Annotated in this window: 17 protein-coding genes and 1 tRNA gene; 6 read left to right on the top strand and 12 right to left on the bottom strand. The window is 62.7% G+C overall.

Annotated features, from left to right (window positions below):
- Window positions 1–76: 76 nt before the first annotated feature.
- Both NKH73_RS10185 and NKH73_RS10180 read right to left on the bottom strand, forming a co-directional pair.
- A complete protein-coding gene (locus NKH73_RS10185; RefSeq protein WP_352930872.1) occupies window positions 77–1,693 on the bottom strand; it encodes an MBL fold metallo-hydrolase RNA specificity domain-containing protein in 1,617 nt (538 codons plus the stop codon).
- Window positions 1,694–1,704: 11 nt separating this feature from the next.
- Window positions 1,705–2,541 carry a universal stress protein gene (locus NKH73_RS10180; protein ID WP_352930870.1) on the bottom strand — a complete coding sequence of 279 codons (837 nt, stop codon included), beginning with the start codon at window positions 2,539–2,541 and terminating at the stop codon, window positions 1,705–1,707.
- Window positions 2,542–2,707: 166 nt separating this feature from the next.
- On the opposite strand from NKH73_RS10180, the gene NKH73_RS10175 reads away from it, so the two are divergent.
- Complete coding sequence (locus NKH73_RS10175; RefSeq protein ID WP_352930868.1) at window positions 2,708–2,887, top strand: hypothetical protein; 180 nt, start codon at window positions 2,708–2,710, stop codon at window positions 2,885–2,887.
- A 945-nt stretch (window positions 2,888–3,832) separates the two neighbouring features.
- On the opposite strand, the gene NKH73_RS10170 is transcribed toward NKH73_RS10175, so the two are convergent.
- Window positions 3,833–3,908, bottom strand: a tRNA-Ile gene (locus NKH73_RS10170).
- A gap of 237 nt (window positions 3,909–4,145) precedes the next feature.
- On the opposite strand from NKH73_RS10170, the gene NKH73_RS10165 reads away from it, so the two are divergent.
- Window positions 4,146–4,856 carry an SIMPL domain-containing protein gene (locus NKH73_RS10165; protein WP_352930866.1) on the top strand — a complete coding sequence of 237 codons (711 nt, stop codon included), beginning with the start codon at window positions 4,146–4,148 and terminating at the stop codon, window positions 4,854–4,856.
- 327 nt (window positions 4,857–5,183) lie between these two features.
- On the opposite strand, the gene NKH73_RS10160 is transcribed toward NKH73_RS10165, so the two are convergent.
- Both NKH73_RS10160 and NKH73_RS10155 read right to left on the bottom strand, forming a co-directional pair.
- Window positions 5,184–5,540, bottom strand: a complete 357-nt coding sequence (locus NKH73_RS10160) for a hypothetical protein (protein WP_352930864.1) — start codon at window positions 5,538–5,540, stop codon at window positions 5,184–5,186.
- Between the two features lie 323 nt (window positions 5,541–5,863).
- Window positions 5,864–6,310 (bottom strand): YcgN family cysteine cluster protein, encoded by a 447-nt coding sequence (locus NKH73_RS10155; RefSeq protein WP_352930862.1) that lies wholly within the window; start codon window positions 6,308–6,310, stop codon window positions 5,864–5,866.
- A gap of 211 nt (window positions 6,311–6,521) precedes the next feature.
- Between NKH73_RS10155 and NKH73_RS10150 the strand changes: the two genes are divergently transcribed.
- Window positions 6,522–8,678 (top strand): OmpA family protein, encoded by a 2,157-nt coding sequence (locus tag NKH73_RS10150; RefSeq protein WP_502893900.1) that lies wholly within the window; start codon window positions 6,522–6,524, stop codon window positions 8,676–8,678.
- Window positions 8,679–8,998: 320 nt separating this feature from the next.
- Here NKH73_RS10150 and NKH73_RS10145 read toward each other — a convergent pair whose 3' ends face one another.
- The 3 genes from NKH73_RS10145 to NKH73_RS10135 all read right to left on the bottom strand — a co-directional run bounded on the left by NKH73_RS10145 (window position 8,999) and on the right by NKH73_RS10135 (window position 11,528).
- Window positions 8,999–9,865, bottom strand: coding sequence for an SDR family oxidoreductase (locus NKH73_RS10145; RefSeq protein WP_352931515.1), 867 nt, complete (start codon window positions 9,863–9,865; stop codon window positions 8,999–9,001).
- Window positions 9,866–9,978: 113 nt separating this feature from the next.
- Window positions 9,979–10,647, bottom strand: a complete 669-nt coding sequence (locus NKH73_RS10140; protein WP_352930858.1) for a response regulator transcription factor — start codon at window positions 10,645–10,647, stop codon at window positions 9,979–9,981.
- Window positions 10,648–10,655: 8 nt separating this feature from the next.
- Window positions 10,656–11,528: a S1C family serine protease gene (locus NKH73_RS10135; RefSeq protein WP_352930856.1), complete on the bottom strand. Its 873-nt coding sequence runs from the start codon at window positions 11,526–11,528 to the stop codon at window positions 10,656–10,658.
- A 260-nt stretch (window positions 11,529–11,788) separates the two neighbouring features.
- On the opposite strand from NKH73_RS10135, the gene NKH73_RS10130 reads away from it, so the two are divergent.
- Entirely contained in the window at window positions 11,789–12,736 is a 948-nt protein-coding gene (locus NKH73_RS10130; RefSeq protein ID WP_352930854.1) for a S1C family serine protease, read from the top strand.
- 3 nt (window positions 12,737–12,739) lie between these two features.
- Here NKH73_RS10130 and NKH73_RS10125 read toward each other — a convergent pair whose 3' ends face one another.
- Window positions 12,740–13,651, bottom strand: coding sequence for an arginase family protein (locus NKH73_RS10125; RefSeq protein WP_352930852.1), 912 nt, complete (start codon window positions 13,649–13,651; stop codon window positions 12,740–12,742).
- 113 nt (window positions 13,652–13,764) lie between these two features.
- On the bottom strand, window positions 13,765–14,187 hold the full coding sequence (locus NKH73_RS10120; protein WP_352930850.1) for a VOC family protein: 423 nt from the start codon (window positions 14,185–14,187) through the stop codon (window positions 13,765–13,767).
- A 66-nt stretch (window positions 14,188–14,253) separates the two neighbouring features.
- Between NKH73_RS10120 and NKH73_RS10115 the strand changes: the two genes are divergently transcribed.
- Complete coding sequence (locus tag NKH73_RS10115) at window positions 14,254–14,886, top strand: TetR/AcrR family transcriptional regulator (RefSeq protein ID WP_352930848.1); 633 nt, start codon at window positions 14,254–14,256, stop codon at window positions 14,884–14,886.
- Here the strand turns inward: NKH73_RS10115 and NKH73_RS10110 are convergent.
- On the bottom strand, window positions 14,813–15,775 hold the full coding sequence (locus tag NKH73_RS10110; protein ID WP_352930846.1) for a LysR family transcriptional regulator: 963 nt from the start codon (window positions 15,773–15,775) through the stop codon (window positions 14,813–14,815). The two genes, NKH73_RS10115 and NKH73_RS10110, sit on opposite strands and share 74 nt — an antisense overlap.
- 110 nt (window positions 15,776–15,885) lie before the next feature.
- On the opposite strand from NKH73_RS10110, the gene NKH73_RS10105 reads away from it, so the two are divergent.
- A complete protein-coding gene (locus NKH73_RS10105; protein WP_352930844.1) occupies window positions 15,886–16,521 on the top strand; it encodes an FMN-dependent NADH-azoreductase in 636 nt (211 codons plus the stop codon).
- Between the two features lie 167 nt (window positions 16,522–16,688).
- On the opposite strand, the gene NKH73_RS10100 is transcribed toward NKH73_RS10105, so the two are convergent.
- The gene (locus tag NKH73_RS10100) at window positions 16,689–16,982 is read right to left on the bottom strand and encodes an HlyU family transcriptional regulator (protein ID WP_292223745.1); all 294 of its coding nucleotides are present in this window, start codon (window positions 16,980–16,982) and stop codon (window positions 16,689–16,691) included.
- Between the last annotated feature and the right edge of the window lie 105 nt (window positions 16,983–17,087).

The raw sequence follows: 17,087 nt of genomic DNA, 5'->3' as shown, positions 1-17,087 counted from the left end.
TTTTGATCTCGACTTGCGCCTGTGTTCGTCGACCTGTAGCGAATGGACACAAACGCGTCGGCGCGCTTCGCAGGCATCAAGCATCATTGCCCTCGAGCGCCCGGCGTATGCGCCTGATCACCGATGCGCGACCCCGTTCGTCGGCCGCGGCGCCGACCGCCTCGTTGATGTCCAAGAGAAGTCTTGAAAGGTCGTTGTGCCAGTCGAGGCGGGCAACCTTTTCCGGTCCCAGACGGCGCGGCTCGTTGAGTTCGACCGGCAGACTGCCACCGAGTGTCAATTGGAAGGCATCATCTAGCCGCGGCATGATGATCCTGTCGTGAGCGATCATCGAGCGCAGCCGCTCGCTGAAACCACGCAGCCCTTCTTCCTCGCCATGTGTCAGGAACACCGCCTGCCTTACCGGACTTCTGGCCTCGACCCAGGCAACCAGTTCGGCAGCGTCGGCATGGCCGGAATAGAGGTCGAATAGGCTGATATGCGCCTTGACCTCGACCTCTTCACCCTGGATGCGCACACGCCGCGCGCCGTCGAGCAGGATCCTGCCGAGAGAGCCTTGGGCCTGGTATCCAGCGATCATCACCGTAGCATTCCGGCGCCAGAGATTGGCCTTGAGATGATGGCGGATCCGCCCTGCATCGCACATGCCGCTGGCGGCGATCACCACGAAGAAGCCGGTCAGGCGATTGATCGCCTTGCTCTGTTCCACCGTCTCGGTGAAGCGCAGATCCTTCGAGCTGAGGGCCTGGCGCAGCACCTCGCCCCGTTCGATGTCGTCGCCGTGCCGTTCGAAAATCGCGCTCGCTCGGGTAGCCAGCGGCGAGTCGACAAAGACCGGCGCGCTGGGCACGGCACCGGTTCGCATGAGCAAGTGGAGGTCGACCAGCAGTTCCTGTGTCCGCTCCACGGCGAAGGACGGAATGATCAGCGGACCGCTCGCCGCGGCCGCGGCGCGCACCACATCGCCAAGTATGGATCGCCGTTGCTCGGGCGAGACATCCGGGCGATCGCGGTCGCCATAGGTCGATTCACAGACGAGATAGTCGACACCGGCCGGACCTTCCGGATCGGTCTGCAGCAACTTGTGGCCAGGCCCGATATCGCCTGAGAACAAAATGCGCATCGGTGTCTTCTGATGATCCAGATCGATCTCGAGTTCGACCGAAGCGGAGCCGAGCAGATGACCGGCGTTCCAAAAGCGGGTGCGAAGGCCTTCGGCGACGGTTGTCCATTCGCCGTATTCCAGGGCCCGGAACAAGGTCATGCAGGCCGCCGCATCTGAAAGACTGTAGATCGGCTCGACAGGCGGCCGCCCGCGCTGAGCGTTGCGGCGGTTCAGCTGCTCGACCTCCATTTCCTGGATATACGCCGCGTCCGGCAGCATCACCGAGCAGAGATCGATGGTGGCGCGGGTCGTATGGATCGGGCCGGAAAAGCCTTGCTTGACCAGTTTCGGCAAGAGCCCGCTATGGTCGATATGTGCATGCGTCAGGATGACGGCGTCAATCGCCTCCGGCGGGAAGGGGAACGGGCCATAATTCAGTTCCCGCTCCGACTTCGATCCCTGGAACAGGCCGCAGTCGAGGAGAACCCGCCAGCGAGGCGTTTCGATCTCATAGCAGGAGCCGGTGACGCCGTGGGCCGCGCCATGGAAGCGCAGGATAGGATCCGTGCTGCCGCGACCGCCTTGCATGTCGCCGCGACCTAGTGCGAGAGCAGGACAGGCAGGCGCAGATCCGCGAGAACACCCTCGGTTGCGCCGCCGAGCACGAAGTCCCTGACACGAGAGTGGCCAAATCCGCCCATGACCAGCAGCTTGCCGCCGATCTTGATGGCATACTCCTGGAGAGCGACGGCAATCGAAAGGTCACCGGCCTGGATCGAACCGGTTTCGACCGTCAGCCCGCGTGTCCTCAGGCCCTCGGCAAGGCGATCTCCGATGTCTTTTCCAGGCAGCGGCTTTTCGTCGGTCACGCTGACGACCGTCACCTTGGAAGCGCGCTCCAGGAAAGGACGCGCGTCGGCGACGGCCCGCGCCGCCACACGGCTGCCGTCCCAGGCGATGACGACATGGTCAAGCGCACCGACATCCGTTGCATCGGGAAGCAGCAGCGTCGGCCGGCCTGCGCCGAACAGCAGGGCCTCGGCAGTCATGCGCGCCGTCTGGTTGTCCGACCCCAAGCCGACCACACAGAGATCGAAGTAACGGCATTGTTTTGCGGCTTCATCGCCCATCAGGGCCGGCGGCGCGGCGATCTCCTGCGTGGTCAGGGTCACTGCGCCTTCTGAGGCCTCTTTGGCAACCGCTTCAAGCAGGGTCTTGCCATGCTTGCGGCTGGTCGCCTCAACCTCCCGGATCTTATTGGGAAAGTCGAGCAGGTAGCTCGACAGCGCGTTCGAAACGTCTGGAATGTCGACATTGACGGCAACTGCATGAAGTGTTGAGCCGAGTTGCTTGGCGACGGCAACTGCGTTTACGGCTACGGCCGGTGCGTTCGCTTCTGGATAGGTCGCCAGACAGAGGACTGCCATACGCTTCATCTGATTTCGCCTCCAGGCCCAAATGGCCATCCTTCGCAACATCTAGTCGCAATAGACGAGACAAGCTTTGACTCAGCGCAAATACGGCAGCGCTCCAGCTGCACCGATAGTCCCGGCACAGCTGTTGCTCCGATTGCCGGCGTGACCGTTACCAATTGAGGACCGCATGACCGTCAGGCCGCAGGTTGACGGTTTCTTCGCCGAGCCCGATGCGCTGCCGCCAGGCGAGCCGATGACCGTCGGTCTTGCCGCGCACCACACCACACGCCTACCAGTCGTGCCGCATGGCCCAGGTGGCGGGTCATGCGTGAGCCCAGAACCAAACTTCGATCCAGCCGATTTCTAATCTGGCTGCGGCAAGACGCTGGTAAGGGCTCGTCGCCGCACAATTGGCCACAATCGTACAAGAAGATTTCGAAGAGGCGACAGTTGGCCACCAGCCCAAATGCGCTAACATCGGTGCAACATAATAACCTAATTAAAGCGCAGCATAAAAACCTAATAATAGAGCAGCACAAAACCCAATGGGCGCTCAACACAAAAGCCTAGGGACTGCGCAAGATGGCACCGCCCTATGAGAAGTTGGCCGAGTCGCTCGCCGCGCTGAAGGAACGCAGGATCATCGCATCGTCGCCATCCGCTCGAGCGATCTCTCATGCACCCATAGTGAACGGCTCCTCAAAGGCTACGAAGATGTCAAAGTACCTACTCCCGCAATCCTCCAGCCGCCGTACGACGAGCTCATCGGCAACGACAAGATAGGCCCGGCGCTGGCCACCGCGGACCTGCCAAAGGACATCCACCTCAAGAGATCAGCAGGAACACCACGCTGTAGCTGGCTTCTAAGTCGGTATCGATCTTGGCGGTCGCGCGCCTACTGCCGGACTGACGACGAACAATCACGTTTCACTGAGACGATGACCTACGTGGATCGAGTGTCCAGACCTGTATTCCCGTTTCTCGCGCCCTCCCGCAGCGCCTTTGCGCCCATGCCGGGCGGCTGCGGGATCGCGGCTGGATCGGCAGAGATCAACCGAACTGACACCCTTCGAGCATTCTTGGACTGGGGTGCGGCCGAAGTCAGAACCCGCCTAATTGCACGTCGTTGCCGCCGATTTCCGCACGCATCGTTGGAGGGTCTTTCGAAACCAGGGGGCTTAAGCTAGGTGTGATGGGTGCAATCAACGATACGGAGAAATTAACGAACCGGCCCATCAAAAGTCAGTGACTTACCTGATAGCGCTCAATTCACACTTGATGAATTAAGCGCAAGGCATTGTATGTAATATATTGGTGGGCCCGGAGGGACTCGAACCCCCAACCAAGCGGTTATGAGCCGCCGGCTCTAACCATTGAGCTACAGGCCCCACACGCAGCTGGATTAATGTTTTTCCCGGAACCGCACAAGGCTTTCCGGACGGGCTGGCCGAGATCGCCCAAATCAGCCCATATTCGGACATTAGAGCGACGTGCGTCCACTTAGACGCACAAAGTACGCTCTAACGCTTTGAATCTACGCATCGTGCTTTCCGAAATCGATTCCGATTTTCGGGCCGATGCGGTAGTCGACAAGCGCGACTGGATCGCTGACCGAGGAGATTTTTATGACCAGACATCTTTTTCCCTTGGCGCTCGCCGCCGCAATCGCTTTTCCGGCGATGGCCGGCGCGGCCGATTCGCCGCCCCCGCCCCGCATCGTCGTCACCGGCGAAGGCGAAGCGACCGCGGCCCCGGATCTGGCGCTGCTGACGCTCAGCGTCATGCGCGAGGCCAAGACCGCGCGTGCCGCGCTCGATGCCAACAACGACGCCATGGCCTCCGTGATCGCCGCCATGAAGTCGGCTGGCATCAAGGAGCGCGACCTGCAGACGGCCGGTATCCAGATCAGCCCCCGCTACAACTACACCAACAAGCCGGACGGCAGCCAGGAAGCCGAACTCATTGCCTACCAGGTGACCAACACGCTTTCGGTGCGTATCCGCGACATCGATAAAACAGGCGAGATTCTCGACAAGGCTGTGTCGCTGGGCGTCAACCAGGGCGGCGGCATTTCGTTTTCCAACGAAAATCCGGCGGCAACTGTCACCGAAGCCCGCAAGAGGGCGGTCGCCGACGCCATGGCCAAGGCCAAGACGCTGGCTGAAGCCGCTGGCGTCGGCATCGGACGGGTGCTGGAAATCACCGACCAGAACGTCGCGCCGCCGCCGATACCGATGAACGCCAAGTCCTTCGACGCGGCCCGCGCATCGGTTCCGGTGGAGGCCGGCGAGAATTCCTACACGGTGCAGGTTACTGTCACTTTCGAGTTGAAGTGACCGCCGCCTGAACGGTCCGGCCCGCGGTTCGGTGCTGTTGAAGCGCGGGCGACCGGCAATATCGATCTTGCAGCATCAAAAACCCCGGAGGACTGATCCTCCGGGGTTTTTTCGAGCCGCACCCTTCCGTCCTGGCGGAAAGGGGCTCCGCTACCCCAGACCGATCTTCTATGAAGGTCGTGTCTCCGGACTGACTTCCTAAAGTCATGTCCCGGACTGACTTTCCCTAAAGATCATGTCCCGGACTGACCTTCACCGAAGGTCATGTCCCAAGCTGATCTTCGCAGAAGATCATGCTTTCCGGCCGTAGGCGACGTGCCGCCTGCGTCAGCGACGGAGGATCGGGCAGCCGCGCTCGTTGCCGAACACGACCAGCACGCGATCGCCATATTGGCGGCCCGCGACCTTGACCGTGCGGCGGTTGATATCGACGATGCGGGCGCGGCGCAGGCCCATGCGCTCCGCCTTGCCGAGTGCCCGATCCGGCGAGCAGGACCGGCGCCAGTCGCGGTCGCGACGATGGCCGCGGCGGTAGCCGTCATCGTCTCCAGTGTAGACGCCCACGCGAGGATCGTTGTCGTTGCCGAAGCCGAGATAGATGCTGTCTGCATGAGCGGGGACGGCGGCAAGTGTGCCGAGGCTGATAAGGGCCGAAAGCGTCGTCATCTTGATCGTGTTGAACATTGTCTTCTCTCCTTGTTGAGGGCTTCCGCCCGTCTTGATCGAACCAATTAGTCTTAGTCAACCAATGGGAGGAGAATGCGCCTGCGTATCTGAACTTTTCACGAACCAGCCGTTCATTTCCGGTTCAGGTGCAGGGCGGGAGATCATCGCAGTCCTTCGCCTCCCGCGACCGGTTCCCGATACTCTGGACAGAAACGCCGGTTTGCCGTCGGTTCCGGCCGCGGATCCTAATGCATATCGCCCAAAAGCGCGCAGCGATTTTTGGGACGACGCCTTACAAAAACTTAAGGCAGGTCGCATGAATCCTCCCAACGCGGCGCGCTTTAAGGCTCGTCGTCCAGCATGTGCTCGAAATAATCGTCCGGCTCGGCAAGATCGGTCTCGCTGGCGCTGACCCGGCCGCGCATCGAGATGCCGGCCTCATGCACCGTCTCGGCACTTCCCGACACCAGCCTGTGCCACCAGTAAAGATCGTGTCCCTCGGCGACCAGCCGGTAGGCGCATGTCTTGGGCAGCCAGCTGATCGTGCGCACATTCTGCGGCGTCAGTCCGACACAGTCAGGGACGCGCGCCAGTCGGTTGACATAGTCAGAACAGCGGCAAGTTCCGGCATCGAACAGCCGGCAGCCGACGCTCGTCCAGTAGATCTCGCCGGTGTCCTCGTCCTCGAGTTTCGACAGGCAGCATTTGCCGCAGCCGTCGCAAAGCGATTCCCACTCGGCCGGGGTCATCGCTTCGAGCGACTTGGTTTTCCAGAACGGCGTTTCCATCGATGGGATGTGGCCCCCGCTGGCGTCAAGGTCAAGCGCGGCAACACCGCAAACCCGGCCAGAACTGTAGCCAAACACCATAGGAATGACACGAAGTGGCCTTCAAAACGCCGGCCAATCGCCCTTCGTGGCCGTTAATGCCCGTTAACCGGAACCAATCCGGTTGATGAACAGTTTGGGCCGGGATGGGACGCCAAAAGGAGGATTTCTAATGAAACGCCAACCACGGATTCTGGCAGGCACGGCACTTGGCCTGTTGATGGCGTCCGCGCCGTTGGGCGCATTCCCGCTGCAGGGCAGCGCCGCGTTCGGCCCGCCGCAGCGTACCGTAACGCCGTTGATCCTGGCGCAATCGAATTGCCCCGAAGGCGAGTCGGCGGAAGGCTGCGCACAGCAGGCAGAACCGGAGCAGAGGCCGCGCAAGGAGCGCAAACAGCAACGGCAGAGGGAATCGGCTCCCGCGGAGCAGGCGGCGCCTTCCGGTGACGAGCAACAGGGTAATCAACGCAGAAAGAAGCGCGAGCAGCAACAGCAAACCGAAGCCGCACCCGCCGAGCGATCCGCCGAGCAGGCCGAACCTGGGAGCGACGAACAGCCCCAGCCGCGCAGAAAGAAGCGCGACCGGCAGCAGCAGACTGAAGCCGCACCCGCCGAACGGTCTGCCGAGCAGGGCGAACCTGGGAGCGACGAACAGCCCCAGCCGCGTAGAAAGAAGCGCGATCGGCAGCAGCAGAATGAGGCCGCACCCGCCGACCAGCCCACTGAGCAGGCGGCGCCAGCAAACGACGAGCAACCCAAGCCGCGTAGAAAGAAGCGCGATCAGCAACAGCAGATCGAGGCAGCACCCGCCGAAGAGCCAGCCGGACAGACGAAGCCTCGCGAGAAGGCCGCACCTGCCAATGACAACGAGCCAGTCACGCCGCGCAGGAAGAAGCGGGACCAGGATCAACAGATCGAGGCCGCACCATCCGAACAGCCGGCCAAGAGGGAAAAAACCGCCCGTGAGGCTGACCCGCAGGCAGAGCCGCTTCCCACTCCAACTGACCGGCAAGCGGCTCCTGCCGAGGGCGAACAGCCTTTGGACCAGGCAAGAAAGCGTGGCAAGAAGCCTGTCGGCGAACAGCCCGTGACAGGGGAGCAGCCCTCAACCGGCGAGCAGCCCGCCGAGGGCGAACAGGCCGCGCCGGCCGAAGGGGAAGGTCCGGCCCAGGGCGAGGCTCCCGTGTTCGACAGCCAGAAAGATGCCGTGCGCAAGCGCCGGGGCGGCAGGGACAACGCGCAAGAGACGGGCGGCAAGAACGCGGGTGGTCAGCCCACCCAGCAGAACGGCGAACAGGCGGAAGCCCCGAAGCCGGCTCCGGTCGACCAGGGACCGCCGCCCACTGACGACAGGGCGGCCCAGCAGGCGATCAAGCTTGAGAGAATGGTTCCGGTAACGGAGGAAAAGGGCAAACGCGTTGAGCGTGCACCCGACGACGAGGACATCCGCCGCCGTCCGCGCCCGCGAGGGGTCGACGTCGTCAGGGAACTCGGTGACCGCGTTATCCTCCAGTTCAACAACCAGACGATAGTGGAAAGCAACGATGCCCCGCGCATGCACCGTGGCGCCAGGAACGTCTATTATGAGGATCTGTCGGGCGATCGCACTCGGGAAATCGTCGAGCGTGACAACGGTGTCCAGATCGTCACCATCCGCAATCGCTACGGCGATGTCATCCAGCGTTCACGCATCGCGCCCGACGGACGCGAATATGTGCTGAGCTATGTCGACGAGCGGTACTATGATGACGATAGCGACTGGCGCGATCCGGGTGACGACCTGCCGCCGATTCAGATCGACATTCCGCGCGAGGAATACATTCTGGATTCCGAAGAGGTCGAGGATCCGAACGACTATTACACCTTCCTCGAACAGCCGCCGGTGGAGAGGGTTCAGCGCCTCTACTCGATCGACGAGGTCAAGCGTTCGGCCCGCGTGCGCGACATCGCCCGCCGCATCGACCTGGACACGCTGAACTTCGAATTCGGTTCAGCCTCGATCCCCGACTCCGAGGTGCAGAAACTGGAAGGCGTCGCCAGCGCCATGGAGAAGCTGCTCGAGAAGAACCCGGCGGAAACCTTCCTGATCGAAGGCCATACCGATGCTGTCGGCAGGCCGGAGGCGAACCTCGCTCTATCCGACCGTCGCGCGGAAGCGGTGGCCGAAGCCTTGACCAACGCCTTCAGCATTCCGCCGGAGAACCTGACGACACAGGGCTATGGCGAGGAGTATCTCAAGGTCGACACGTCGGAGCCCAATCGCGAGAACCGTCGCGTCGCTATCCGCCGCATCACCTCGCTGGTGGCGCCGGTCGCCAGCGCGAATTAACTCGCAATTCCAGAAACCTGAACTGGTTTCTGGAATCTATGAGGGAAGACTTAGCCCACCCCGGCTCCACCGGGATGGGCTGTTTCCAGCAATAAGCCGAGGTTGAAGGCGAATGTGCGTCGCTATTTTAACCAGGCATTGAATCGCGGGATCGTCCACCCCAGATTCTGGTTAGGGCTTCCCTGCCCTGTCCCGACTCCAGCGGGACACAAGAGCCCCGCCGGTACCCCCCTCGCCGGCGGGGTTTTTGCCGGCTTTGGTGGAGAAACCGAAAAGCCAAGCCAAGCAGGCTGAGGAGTGAGAACGGCGTCCGGTGCCCGTCAGTAGATGCTTTTGATGTTAGTTTCCGAATTCGCAAACACCTCGTCGGGCACGAAGAAGTCACCGGCGAGCGGACCTGTCGCATCAGGCGCATAGATCGAAAAATCGCTGACACCCTCGGCGCGCAGCGCCTCCTCGTCGATATAGAAATTGCCCGTCGCTTCGCGCGACGGTCTGAGCAGGATCGCATGCGCTGCATCGGCCATAATCTCGGGCGAACGGCTCATCGCCGCCACCGTCGCCCCACCCAGGAGATTGCGCACCGCTGCCGTATCGATCGTCGAGATCGGCCACAGCGAATTGACGGCTATGCCGTCCCTGGCGAACTCCGCGCTCATGCCCAGCGTGCACATCGACATGCCGAACTTGGCCATCGTGTAGGCGACATGGTTCTTGAACCATTTGGCCTTCATGTCGAGCGGCGGCGCCAGATTCAAGATGTGAGGGTTGTCAGCCAACTTCAGGTGCGGAATGCACATTTTGGAAACCAGGAATGTGCCGCGCGTGTTGATCTGGTGCATCAGATCGTAACGCTTCATGTCGGTTTCCAGCGTGCCGGTGAGTTGGATGGCGCTGGCATTGTTGATGCAGATGTCGATGCCGCCGAATTTTTCGATGGTCCGGGCGACCGCATCGGCCACCTGCTCCTCCTCGCGTATGTCGCATAACGCCGGCAATGCCTTGCCGCCGGCCTGCTCGATCTCTTGCGCGGCCGTATAGATCGTACCCGGCAGCTTTGGATGCGGCTCGGCGGTCTTGGCCGCGATCGTCACATTGGCGCCGTCGCGCGCGGCGCGCAGCGCGATCGCCAGGCCGATGCCACGCGACCCGCCGGAGATGAACAGCGTTTTTCCCTTGAGCGACATGTCTTCCGCCTTCCTTGCAACATCACAGGCGTGATCCTTGCGCGGCAGTTGCATGCGGCGCAAGGTCCAACCCGCCGGATGTGCGTTACGCTGCGTCGGCTTGGACGGACAAGTTAGACCAGCACCAAGCCCTGCCGCATGGCGATGGCGATCGCGTCGGTGCGGTTGGCCGCGCCTAGCTTGATCAGGATCGCCGCGACGTGGAACTTCGCCGTGTGTACGGAAATATTCAGCCGCCGCGCGATCACCTTGTTGGGTGCGCCCTCGGCCAAAAGCGCCAGCACTTCACTCTCGCGCGGCGAAAGGGCCGGCCTGGCGGTTCCATCGTCGACCGGCTCCTCGTCCAGCGGGTCGCCGTCATGGAAGGCGAAGTCATCATCATGCCGGCCGGGTACACGGCGGCCGCCGCCTGAAATCCTGTAACCTGCCGCGGCAAGCCGGACGGCAGCGGCGATCAACAGGTCGTCAGCCGCCGCCGGCAGGACGGCGAAAAGATTGTCGTCTGGCGGCTCGTGGCCGGTCCGCCGGGACAGCAGCACCCGAGGTATGGCGGGATCGATGGCCGTGCCTTGCAGGTTCCGCTCGTCGACTATGGCGACGTCCGCCCGCTCGCCGCCATCGCTGCTGCCGGCCGTAACAGGCAGCAGATCCCCGCTCGCGGCGAGCGCGGAAGACAGGTGCTCGGCATGCGCCGCATCGCCAAGCGCGATCAGCACGGTTAGCCGCCGCTCCGCCACCGCGGCATCCGCGGTCCTGTCGCTTATGATCGCCTCAACAGCCATCGATTCTCTCAGCTCAGCGGCTTTTCGCCGATGGTCAGCACGACATCGCGCTGCTCGCCGCCGCGTACCACACCGAGCGTCACCGACGCGCCGGCACTGTCCGGCCCGAGCCTGCGGATCAGCTCGCGCGGACCATGCACGGCCTCGCCGTTCCACGACACGATAATGTCGCCGAGATGCAGGCCGGCGGTTTTTGCAGGACCATTGTCGTCGAGGCTCATCACCATGGCGCCATGCGAGTCGCCGTTGCGGATCGGGTGCAGACCGGCGCCGAGGTAGCCGCGCGCGACATGACCCTTCTCGCGCAGCGTCGCCACTGCCCGTTCGATCGTCTCGTAAGGCATGACCAGCGCCCGCCGGCGAGGCCCGAACAGGAGCATGCCGATCAGTGCCCCCTTGGCGTCGAGCACGGGGCCACCCTCGAAACGGCCACCGGCATTGACGGCAAGATTGATGCGCCGGTCGATGGTGCCCCCGCGCATCGAGCGCCAAGCCGGACCGACCTCACCCACGGTACCAAATGTGGCGAGCCACGTTCCGTCGCTATTGCCGGCGACGATGGCCAGATTGCCCGGCCGCACCGTACCTGCCTTGGTCAGCGTCGGCACGTCCGGCGCACTGGCCGGCTTCAAAAGGGCGGCACCCGTGGAGGGATCACGACCGACCAGCTCAGCCTTCACCTTGTCGCCCGAAGATAGCATCAGCTCGATTTCCTCGCCGGCCTCCACCGCCTCCTCGGCAGTGACGAAATAGCCGTCGCTCCAATGGAAGGCGGTCGCAGTGCGATGCTGATGCGCAGCAAAGCTCGCCGTTGCCGGCGCCGCAGCCGCAGCGATATCGGCGATGGCGTCGGAAAATGCGCTCAGATTGAAGTCGCTCATCATTGTCTCCTGGGTTTTTATCGCATCGGCCCGAACATCGGAATCGGTCTTCGCAAAGCACGATGCGAGAACTCAAAGTCTTGAAGCGTTCAATGGACGCTCGTCGCTGTAACCCAGATATCGCCCGGCAGCGCGTGCGCGGGTACTCGCCTGACGGCTAGTTGCGCGTTGGACTGGCCATCTGGTCAGGTCGCGGCCGATCCGGCCGCTCCGCACATATAGGCATCCTTCATCTTGCTCTAAAGCCACGGAGCCCTGCCATGTCCCTCCCCGCCCAGCAATTGCAACTCGACGCTGCGCTGCTCGATGATTATTCGGCGACGGTCGCTGATGCTGTGGACCGCATCGGCCCAGCCGTCTGCCGGATCGAACGCATCGATGGCGCCGGCGGTCAAGGCTCCGGCTTCGTCATCACGCCCGACGGTCTCGTCGTCACCAACTTCCACGTCGTCGGCGATGCACGCACCGTCCGCGTCACCATGCCGGACGGCGTCTCCAGAGAAGGCCGTGTTCTCGGCCGCGACCCCGACACCGACATCGCGCTGGTGCGCGCCGACGGCAGCTTTGCCGATATCGCGCCGCTCGGCGATTCCAAGCGCCTGCGGCGCGGCCAGATCGCCATTGCCATCGGCAACCCGCTCGGCTTCGAATGGACCGTCACATCAGGCGTCGTCTCGGCGCTCGGTCGCTCGATGCGCGCCTCCACCGGCCGGCTGATCGACGACGTCATCCAGACCGACGCAGCACTCAACCCCGGCAACTCAGGCGGACCGCTGGTGTCATCGGCGGGCGAGGTCATCGGCGTCAACACCGCCATGATCCACGGCGCGCAAGGCATCGCCTTTGCGGTTGCCTCCAACACCGCCAATTTCGTCATTTCGGAGATCATCCGCTTCGGCCGCGTGCGCCGCGCTTTCATCGGCGTCTCGGCCGACACGGCAAACCTGCCACGCCGAGCCGCCCTCCTCTCGCAAGTGTCGAGCAGCACGGCGGTGCGGCTGCGCAGCGTCGAGGCGAACAGCCCGGCGGCCAAGGCCGGCCTCAGGGAAGGCGACATCATCGCCGCAATCGACGGCCGCCCGGTCACCGGCGTCGACGATCTGGTGCGCATCCTCGATGCCGAGCGCATCGGCCGCGAGACGCTATGCACGGTGGTACGCCGCTCCGGCATCACTCAGGTCATGGTTATGCCGGTGGCGCGAAGCTGACGATTATCGCGTTGCAAAGATCCGACCGAGCAGCGAAACCAGCAGCACGGCCAGTTCGCCGGTCGGGTCGAGGTCCGGATCGAAAATGGTCATGTCCATTCCGGCGCAGCGTGGATCCGCCACCAGCGCCGCGAGGATGGCGACGAGATCGTCGGGATCGATGCCGGGGCTGCCCGGTGAGTCCACCGCCGGCATCACTGTCTGATCGAGGGCATCGACGTCAAAATGCACCCAATAGGGCCAGCCGGTTCGCGCCAGCGTGGTCCAGGTCTTTTCCAGGACTTTTGCCGCGCCAAGCTCTCGCACGGCAAAGACATCGATCAGCGTCATCCCCGTCGAATTGATGTCAGGCCACGCGAAGTCGGGGGTGCGGTTCTCGCGTTCGCCGATCTGAATCACCTGTTCGTCCGCAACAAGGGGGCTTGCGATATCAGGCCAGTCGGTCAGCAGCGGCTCGCCACGTCCGGTGGCGAGCGCAAGGTCCATGCCGGCGGCCGAGCCGAGCGAAGCGTTGATGTCGTAGTTGCCCGGATGGCGGAAATCGCTGTGGCCGTCGACATGGACCAATGCCAGCGGACCGGATCGCCGTGCAGCGGCCAGTGCGCCAAGCAGGACCGAGCAATCGCCGCCGACGACCAGCGGGAACTCGCCTCTTCCCAGCGCCCCGGCAACAACTTCGACGAGCCCGAGATTGAAGCTGCGTATCGCGTTGCCGTTGCGCAGCCGAGTGCCCGGCTGCGGCTCCGTGCTGTAGGCGGGCCGATCAAGATCAACCACTTTGAGGGGCGAAAGCGTCTCGACCAACCCGGCTTCGGTCAACGCCTGCGGCGCACGCCACGTCCCCGGTATATGACCTGGCCGCGGTGGGCGAAGGCCAAGGTTTGAGGGTGCGCGGACAAGGCAGATTTCACGCATGGAATAGGTCCAAGGCTGACGAGCCTCAGCATAAACCGCAAAGACATGACCGGCCACGCGGCTAAAGCCTTCACGTCACATCTACAGACAGTTCCTGCCAGCAGCTATCCCGCTTAGCCCGCCGCCCCTTCAACAAACTGCTCCAGAAACTCCGCGCTCGGCGGGATCGGCTTGATCACGTCGATCAGCACGCCATTGGGATCTCTGGTGATAAAATGGCGCTGGCCGAAGGGTTCGTCGCGGAGCGTTCGCAGGATCGGCAGGCCGGCAGCAAGGATCCGTTCGTAGACTGCATCCGGGTCTCTGACTTCGAAATTGATCAGCAGGCCTGACGTGCGGCCGCGTCCTTCCTCCGGGATCGTCTCATGATCGCCATGGACAATGCCGAGATTGACGCGGCGATCCTCGGCGGATTGCAGATGCACGTACCAGTCGCTCTCGAACAGCGGCTTGAAGCTGAAGTGCTTGATATAGAAGGCCTTTGTGCCGGCAACGTCGCCCGTCATCAGCACCGGATAATAGCTCGTCGTCTTCATCTTTCTTTCTCCCGTCAAATAACATACAGTCTGCATGTAAATTGAATTAACATACAGGCTGCATGTATGCAACAAGAATCCGCGCGCCGTTCTAATCGCGATCGCACCGAAGCGACGCGCGCCGACCTGATCGCCGCGGCTAGAAAACTGTTCACCGAAAAGTCCTATGCGGAGACCGGCACACCGGAGATCGTGGCTGCGGCCGGTGTCACGCGTGGTGCGCTCTATCATCACTTTGTCGACAAGCAGGCGCTGTTTGCCGCGGTGGTCGAGCAGGAGGCGGCGGTAGTGGCCGAAGAGATCGAGCGCGCCTCGCCGCCCTCGCTGTTTGCCCGCGACGCGCTGATTGCCGGCTCCGATGCCTATCTTGCCGCCATGCGCGCGCCCGGCCGCACACGGCTGTTGCTGCTTGACGGACCGGCCGTACTCGGCCGCGCCGCCATGGACGACATAGACAATCGCCACGGCAACCGTTCCTTGCGCGAGGGCCTCGTCGCGGCGATGCGTGCGCAGACCATGAAGAAATTGCCGGTGGAAGCGCTGACCGCGCTGCTCGCCGCCGCCTTCGACCGAGCGGCGTTGGCCATTGAAGCAGGCGCTTCGACCGAGGATTACCGCACCGTCCTCATGGCGCTGATTGACGGACTGTCTCCAGCTCCGGCTCATCCTCAGGCACCTGGTTCGGCTCGAACTCGTTGAAACAGCCAAGCCGGCGCTTGAACTGGTCAATCAGCCAGGCCGCGGCCGGCTTCGGGCTGCGGTCGGCGCGGTGCATGGCATAGAGTGGCGAGCGGACTTCGCTATACGGCTCCAGATCGAGTTCCACCAGCCGGCCATTGGCCAGATCGTCGGCAATCAACCATCGCGGCAGCCCGCCCCAACCCAACCCTTCGCGCATCAGCGCATGCTTGGTTCGCACATCGGTCAGCCGCCAAGTGCGGTAGGCAAAGACGCCGTAATCGCGCCCTTTGGTGCGCTCGGACTGGTCACTGACGACAAGTTGAGTGTGTTCGCGCACCTCCTCGAGCGGCACCGGCTTGGGAAGCAGCGCCAGCGGATGGCTTGGCGCGGCCGCCGGCACCATCGACATGAAGCCAATGCGCACAAGATGCGCGTCGACCTCGCCCAGCAGGCCGCCAATACCGAGATCGGCCTGTCCGTTGGCGACATGATCAGGGATCAGGCCGAGCGTGCCCATATGCAGGCGCAGCATCACGGTTGGAAATTGCGCCTCGAACGCCTTCAGCACGCGCACCAGAACGGTGGAGGGCAGCGCCACATCGACCGACAGCGAAACTTCAGCCTCCAGCCCTTGCTTATGGCCGTCGACACGCGAGCGGATGCGCTGCAGCACACCGACCATGCGCCGCGCGTCCTCCAGCGTCGCCCGGCCGACATCGGTCAGTTGCGGCTCGCGCGTGCCATCGCGCTCGAACAGTTTCAGCCCAAGCTGTGCCTCGAGATTGGCGATGGCGTAGCTGATCACCGACTGCGCGCGGTTGAGCTTGCGACCGGCGGCCGAGAAGCTGCCGGTGTCGGCCACCGTCACCAGGATTTGCAGTTGGTCGAGCGTCGGATTGGGTTGCATCGTCTTATCAAAATTGTAGATGGGTAATATAGAAAATATACCAGTTTTTCAAATGGGTCGATGGACCCATATCTGGCGGAACAAATCATTCCAACCTTGGAGAGCCCGCCATGTCCATCCTTCTTGTCACGTCGAGCCCGCGCGGCACTGCCTCGCATTCTACCCGCATCGCCACCGAACTTGCAGAAAAGTTGCTCGCCGCCGATCCCTCGGCCAAGCTTGCCGTGCGCGACCTTGTCGCCAACCCGCTGCCGCACATCGATCCGGACTATTCGACCGGCATCTATACGCCCGTCGAAGCCCGCACCCAGCGCCAGGCCGAAGTCGTCGGCGTTTCCGACGGCGTGCTGGATGAGCTGTTTGCGGCCGACACCATCATCCTGGCTACCGGCTTCATCAATTTCGGCATCTCCTCGACGTTGAAATCCTGGGTCGATCACGTCGCCCGCTCCGGCAAGACTTTCGCTTATGGCGAGAATGGCCCGAAGGGCCTCGTCACCGGCAAAAAGGTCTACATCGTCCTTGCTTCGGGCGGCATCTATTCGGAAGGTGCTGCCGTGCAGATGGATCACGCCATCCCTTACCTGCGCAGCGTGCTTGGCTTCATCGGCATGACCGACGTCGACGTCATCCGCATCGAGGGCGTTGGCATGGGACCCGATGCCGTTGCTGCAGCACTCGCCAAGGCATCCGCCAAGGTGGATGCGGTGGTCGCCTCCACCGTAGCGGTCGCCGCTGCCGCATAGTGCGAACAACCGGTAACCAGAACTAAAGAACGCAGGCGCCTGGCGCCTGCCTTTTTGCTATCCGCCTGAGACCCGACGAGGCGTCGTCAGATCCTACAGCTTAAGGGCAGCGCCAAGGCCTCTTTCTGACGTCGGTCCGAAGTCGCGTGACATCGCCATTCGCCACGCTATCCGAACATCTTCTCGCCCTGCTCGTCGACGAGCTGGATGCCCTTCTTGATCGAGATGTCGACAGCGTCGTCGAGTCCGGCAAAACGGTCGGCGCGGATGAATTTGTGTTCCTTCATCACGCCGTCGATTTCCTTCGAAACCACGCCACAGGTCTGGTACTGGCCCTCCGCCTTGTAGGGCGTGGCGCTGATCAAAAATCCTTTGTGCTCGATCTGCTTTGCCGGTGCAGCACTTTTTGGCTCGCCCACGTCACCGCCGCCGCCACCGAAAAGACGCTTCAGAAAAGACATGGGGTATCCTCCAACGGCAATCATCCTGCATCACATAGCGTGGTGCAGGATGATTTTCACTAGCGGTCCTTAGGCAAACGGGCAAGGGCCGCATCCGACAGGGGC

This window comes from Mesorhizobium sp. M0938, from assembly GCF_040319125.1.
Lineage (GTDB): Bacteria > Pseudomonadota > Alphaproteobacteria > Rhizobiales > Rhizobiaceae > Mesorhizobium > Mesorhizobium robiniae.
This window is presented reverse-complemented; position numbering and strand designations above follow the sequence as displayed.

Coding starts and splice junctions, on each gene's coding strand:
- NKH73_RS10150 (WP_502893900.1), top strand. CDS start 6,522: ATGAAACGCCAACCACGGATTCTGGCAGGCACGGCACTTGGCCTGTTG.
- NKH73_RS10145 (WP_352931515.1), bottom strand. CDS start 9,865: ATGTCGCTCAAGGGAAAAACGCTGTTCATCTCCGGCGGGTCGCGTGGC.
- NKH73_RS10110 (WP_352930846.1), bottom strand. CDS start 15,775: ATGCAACCCAATCCGACGCTCGACCAACTGCAAATCCTGGTGACGGTG.
- NKH73_RS10140 (WP_352930858.1), bottom strand. CDS start 10,647: ATGGCTGTTGAGGCGATCATAAGCGACAGGACCGCGGATGCCGCGGTG.
- NKH73_RS10175 (WP_352930868.1), top strand. CDS start 2,708: ATGACCGTCAGGCCGCAGGTTGACGGTTTCTTCGCCGAGCCCGATGCG.
- NKH73_RS10120 (WP_352930850.1), bottom strand. CDS start 14,187: ATGAAGACGACGAGCTATTATCCGGTGCTGATGACGGGCGACGTTGCC.
- NKH73_RS10135 (WP_352930856.1), bottom strand. CDS start 11,528: ATGAGCGACTTCAATCTGAGCGCATTTTCCGACGCCATCGCCGATATC.
- NKH73_RS10115 (WP_352930848.1), top strand. CDS start 14,254: ATGCAACAAGAATCCGCGCGCCGTTCTAATCGCGATCGCACCGAAGCG.
- NKH73_RS10105 (WP_352930844.1), top strand. CDS start 15,886: ATGTCCATCCTTCTTGTCACGTCGAGCCCGCGCGGCACTGCCTCGCAT.
- NKH73_RS10160 (WP_352930864.1), bottom strand. CDS start 5,540: ATGTTCAACACGATCAAGATGACGACGCTTTCGGCCCTTATCAGCCTC.
- NKH73_RS10100 (WP_292223745.1), bottom strand. CDS start 16,982: ATGTCTTTTCTGAAGCGTCTTTTCGGTGGCGGCGGCGGTGACGTGGGC.
- NKH73_RS10165 (WP_352930866.1), top strand. CDS start 4,146: ATGACCAGACATCTTTTTCCCTTGGCGCTCGCCGCCGCAATCGCTTTT.
- NKH73_RS10125 (WP_352930852.1), bottom strand. CDS start 13,651: ATGCGTGAAATCTGCCTTGTCCGCGCACCCTCAAACCTTGGCCTTCGC.
- NKH73_RS10130 (WP_352930854.1), top strand. CDS start 11,789: ATGTCCCTCCCCGCCCAGCAATTGCAACTCGACGCTGCGCTGCTCGAT.
- NKH73_RS10155 (WP_352930862.1), bottom strand. CDS start 6,310: ATGGAAACGCCGTTCTGGAAAACCAAGTCGCTCGAAGCGATGACCCCG.
- NKH73_RS10180 (WP_352930870.1), bottom strand. CDS start 2,541: ATGAAGCGTATGGCAGTCCTCTGTCTGGCGACCTATCCAGAAGCGAAC.
- NKH73_RS10185 (WP_352930872.1), bottom strand. CDS start 1,693: ATGCAAGGCGGTCGCGGCAGCACGGATCCTATCCTGCGCTTCCATGGC.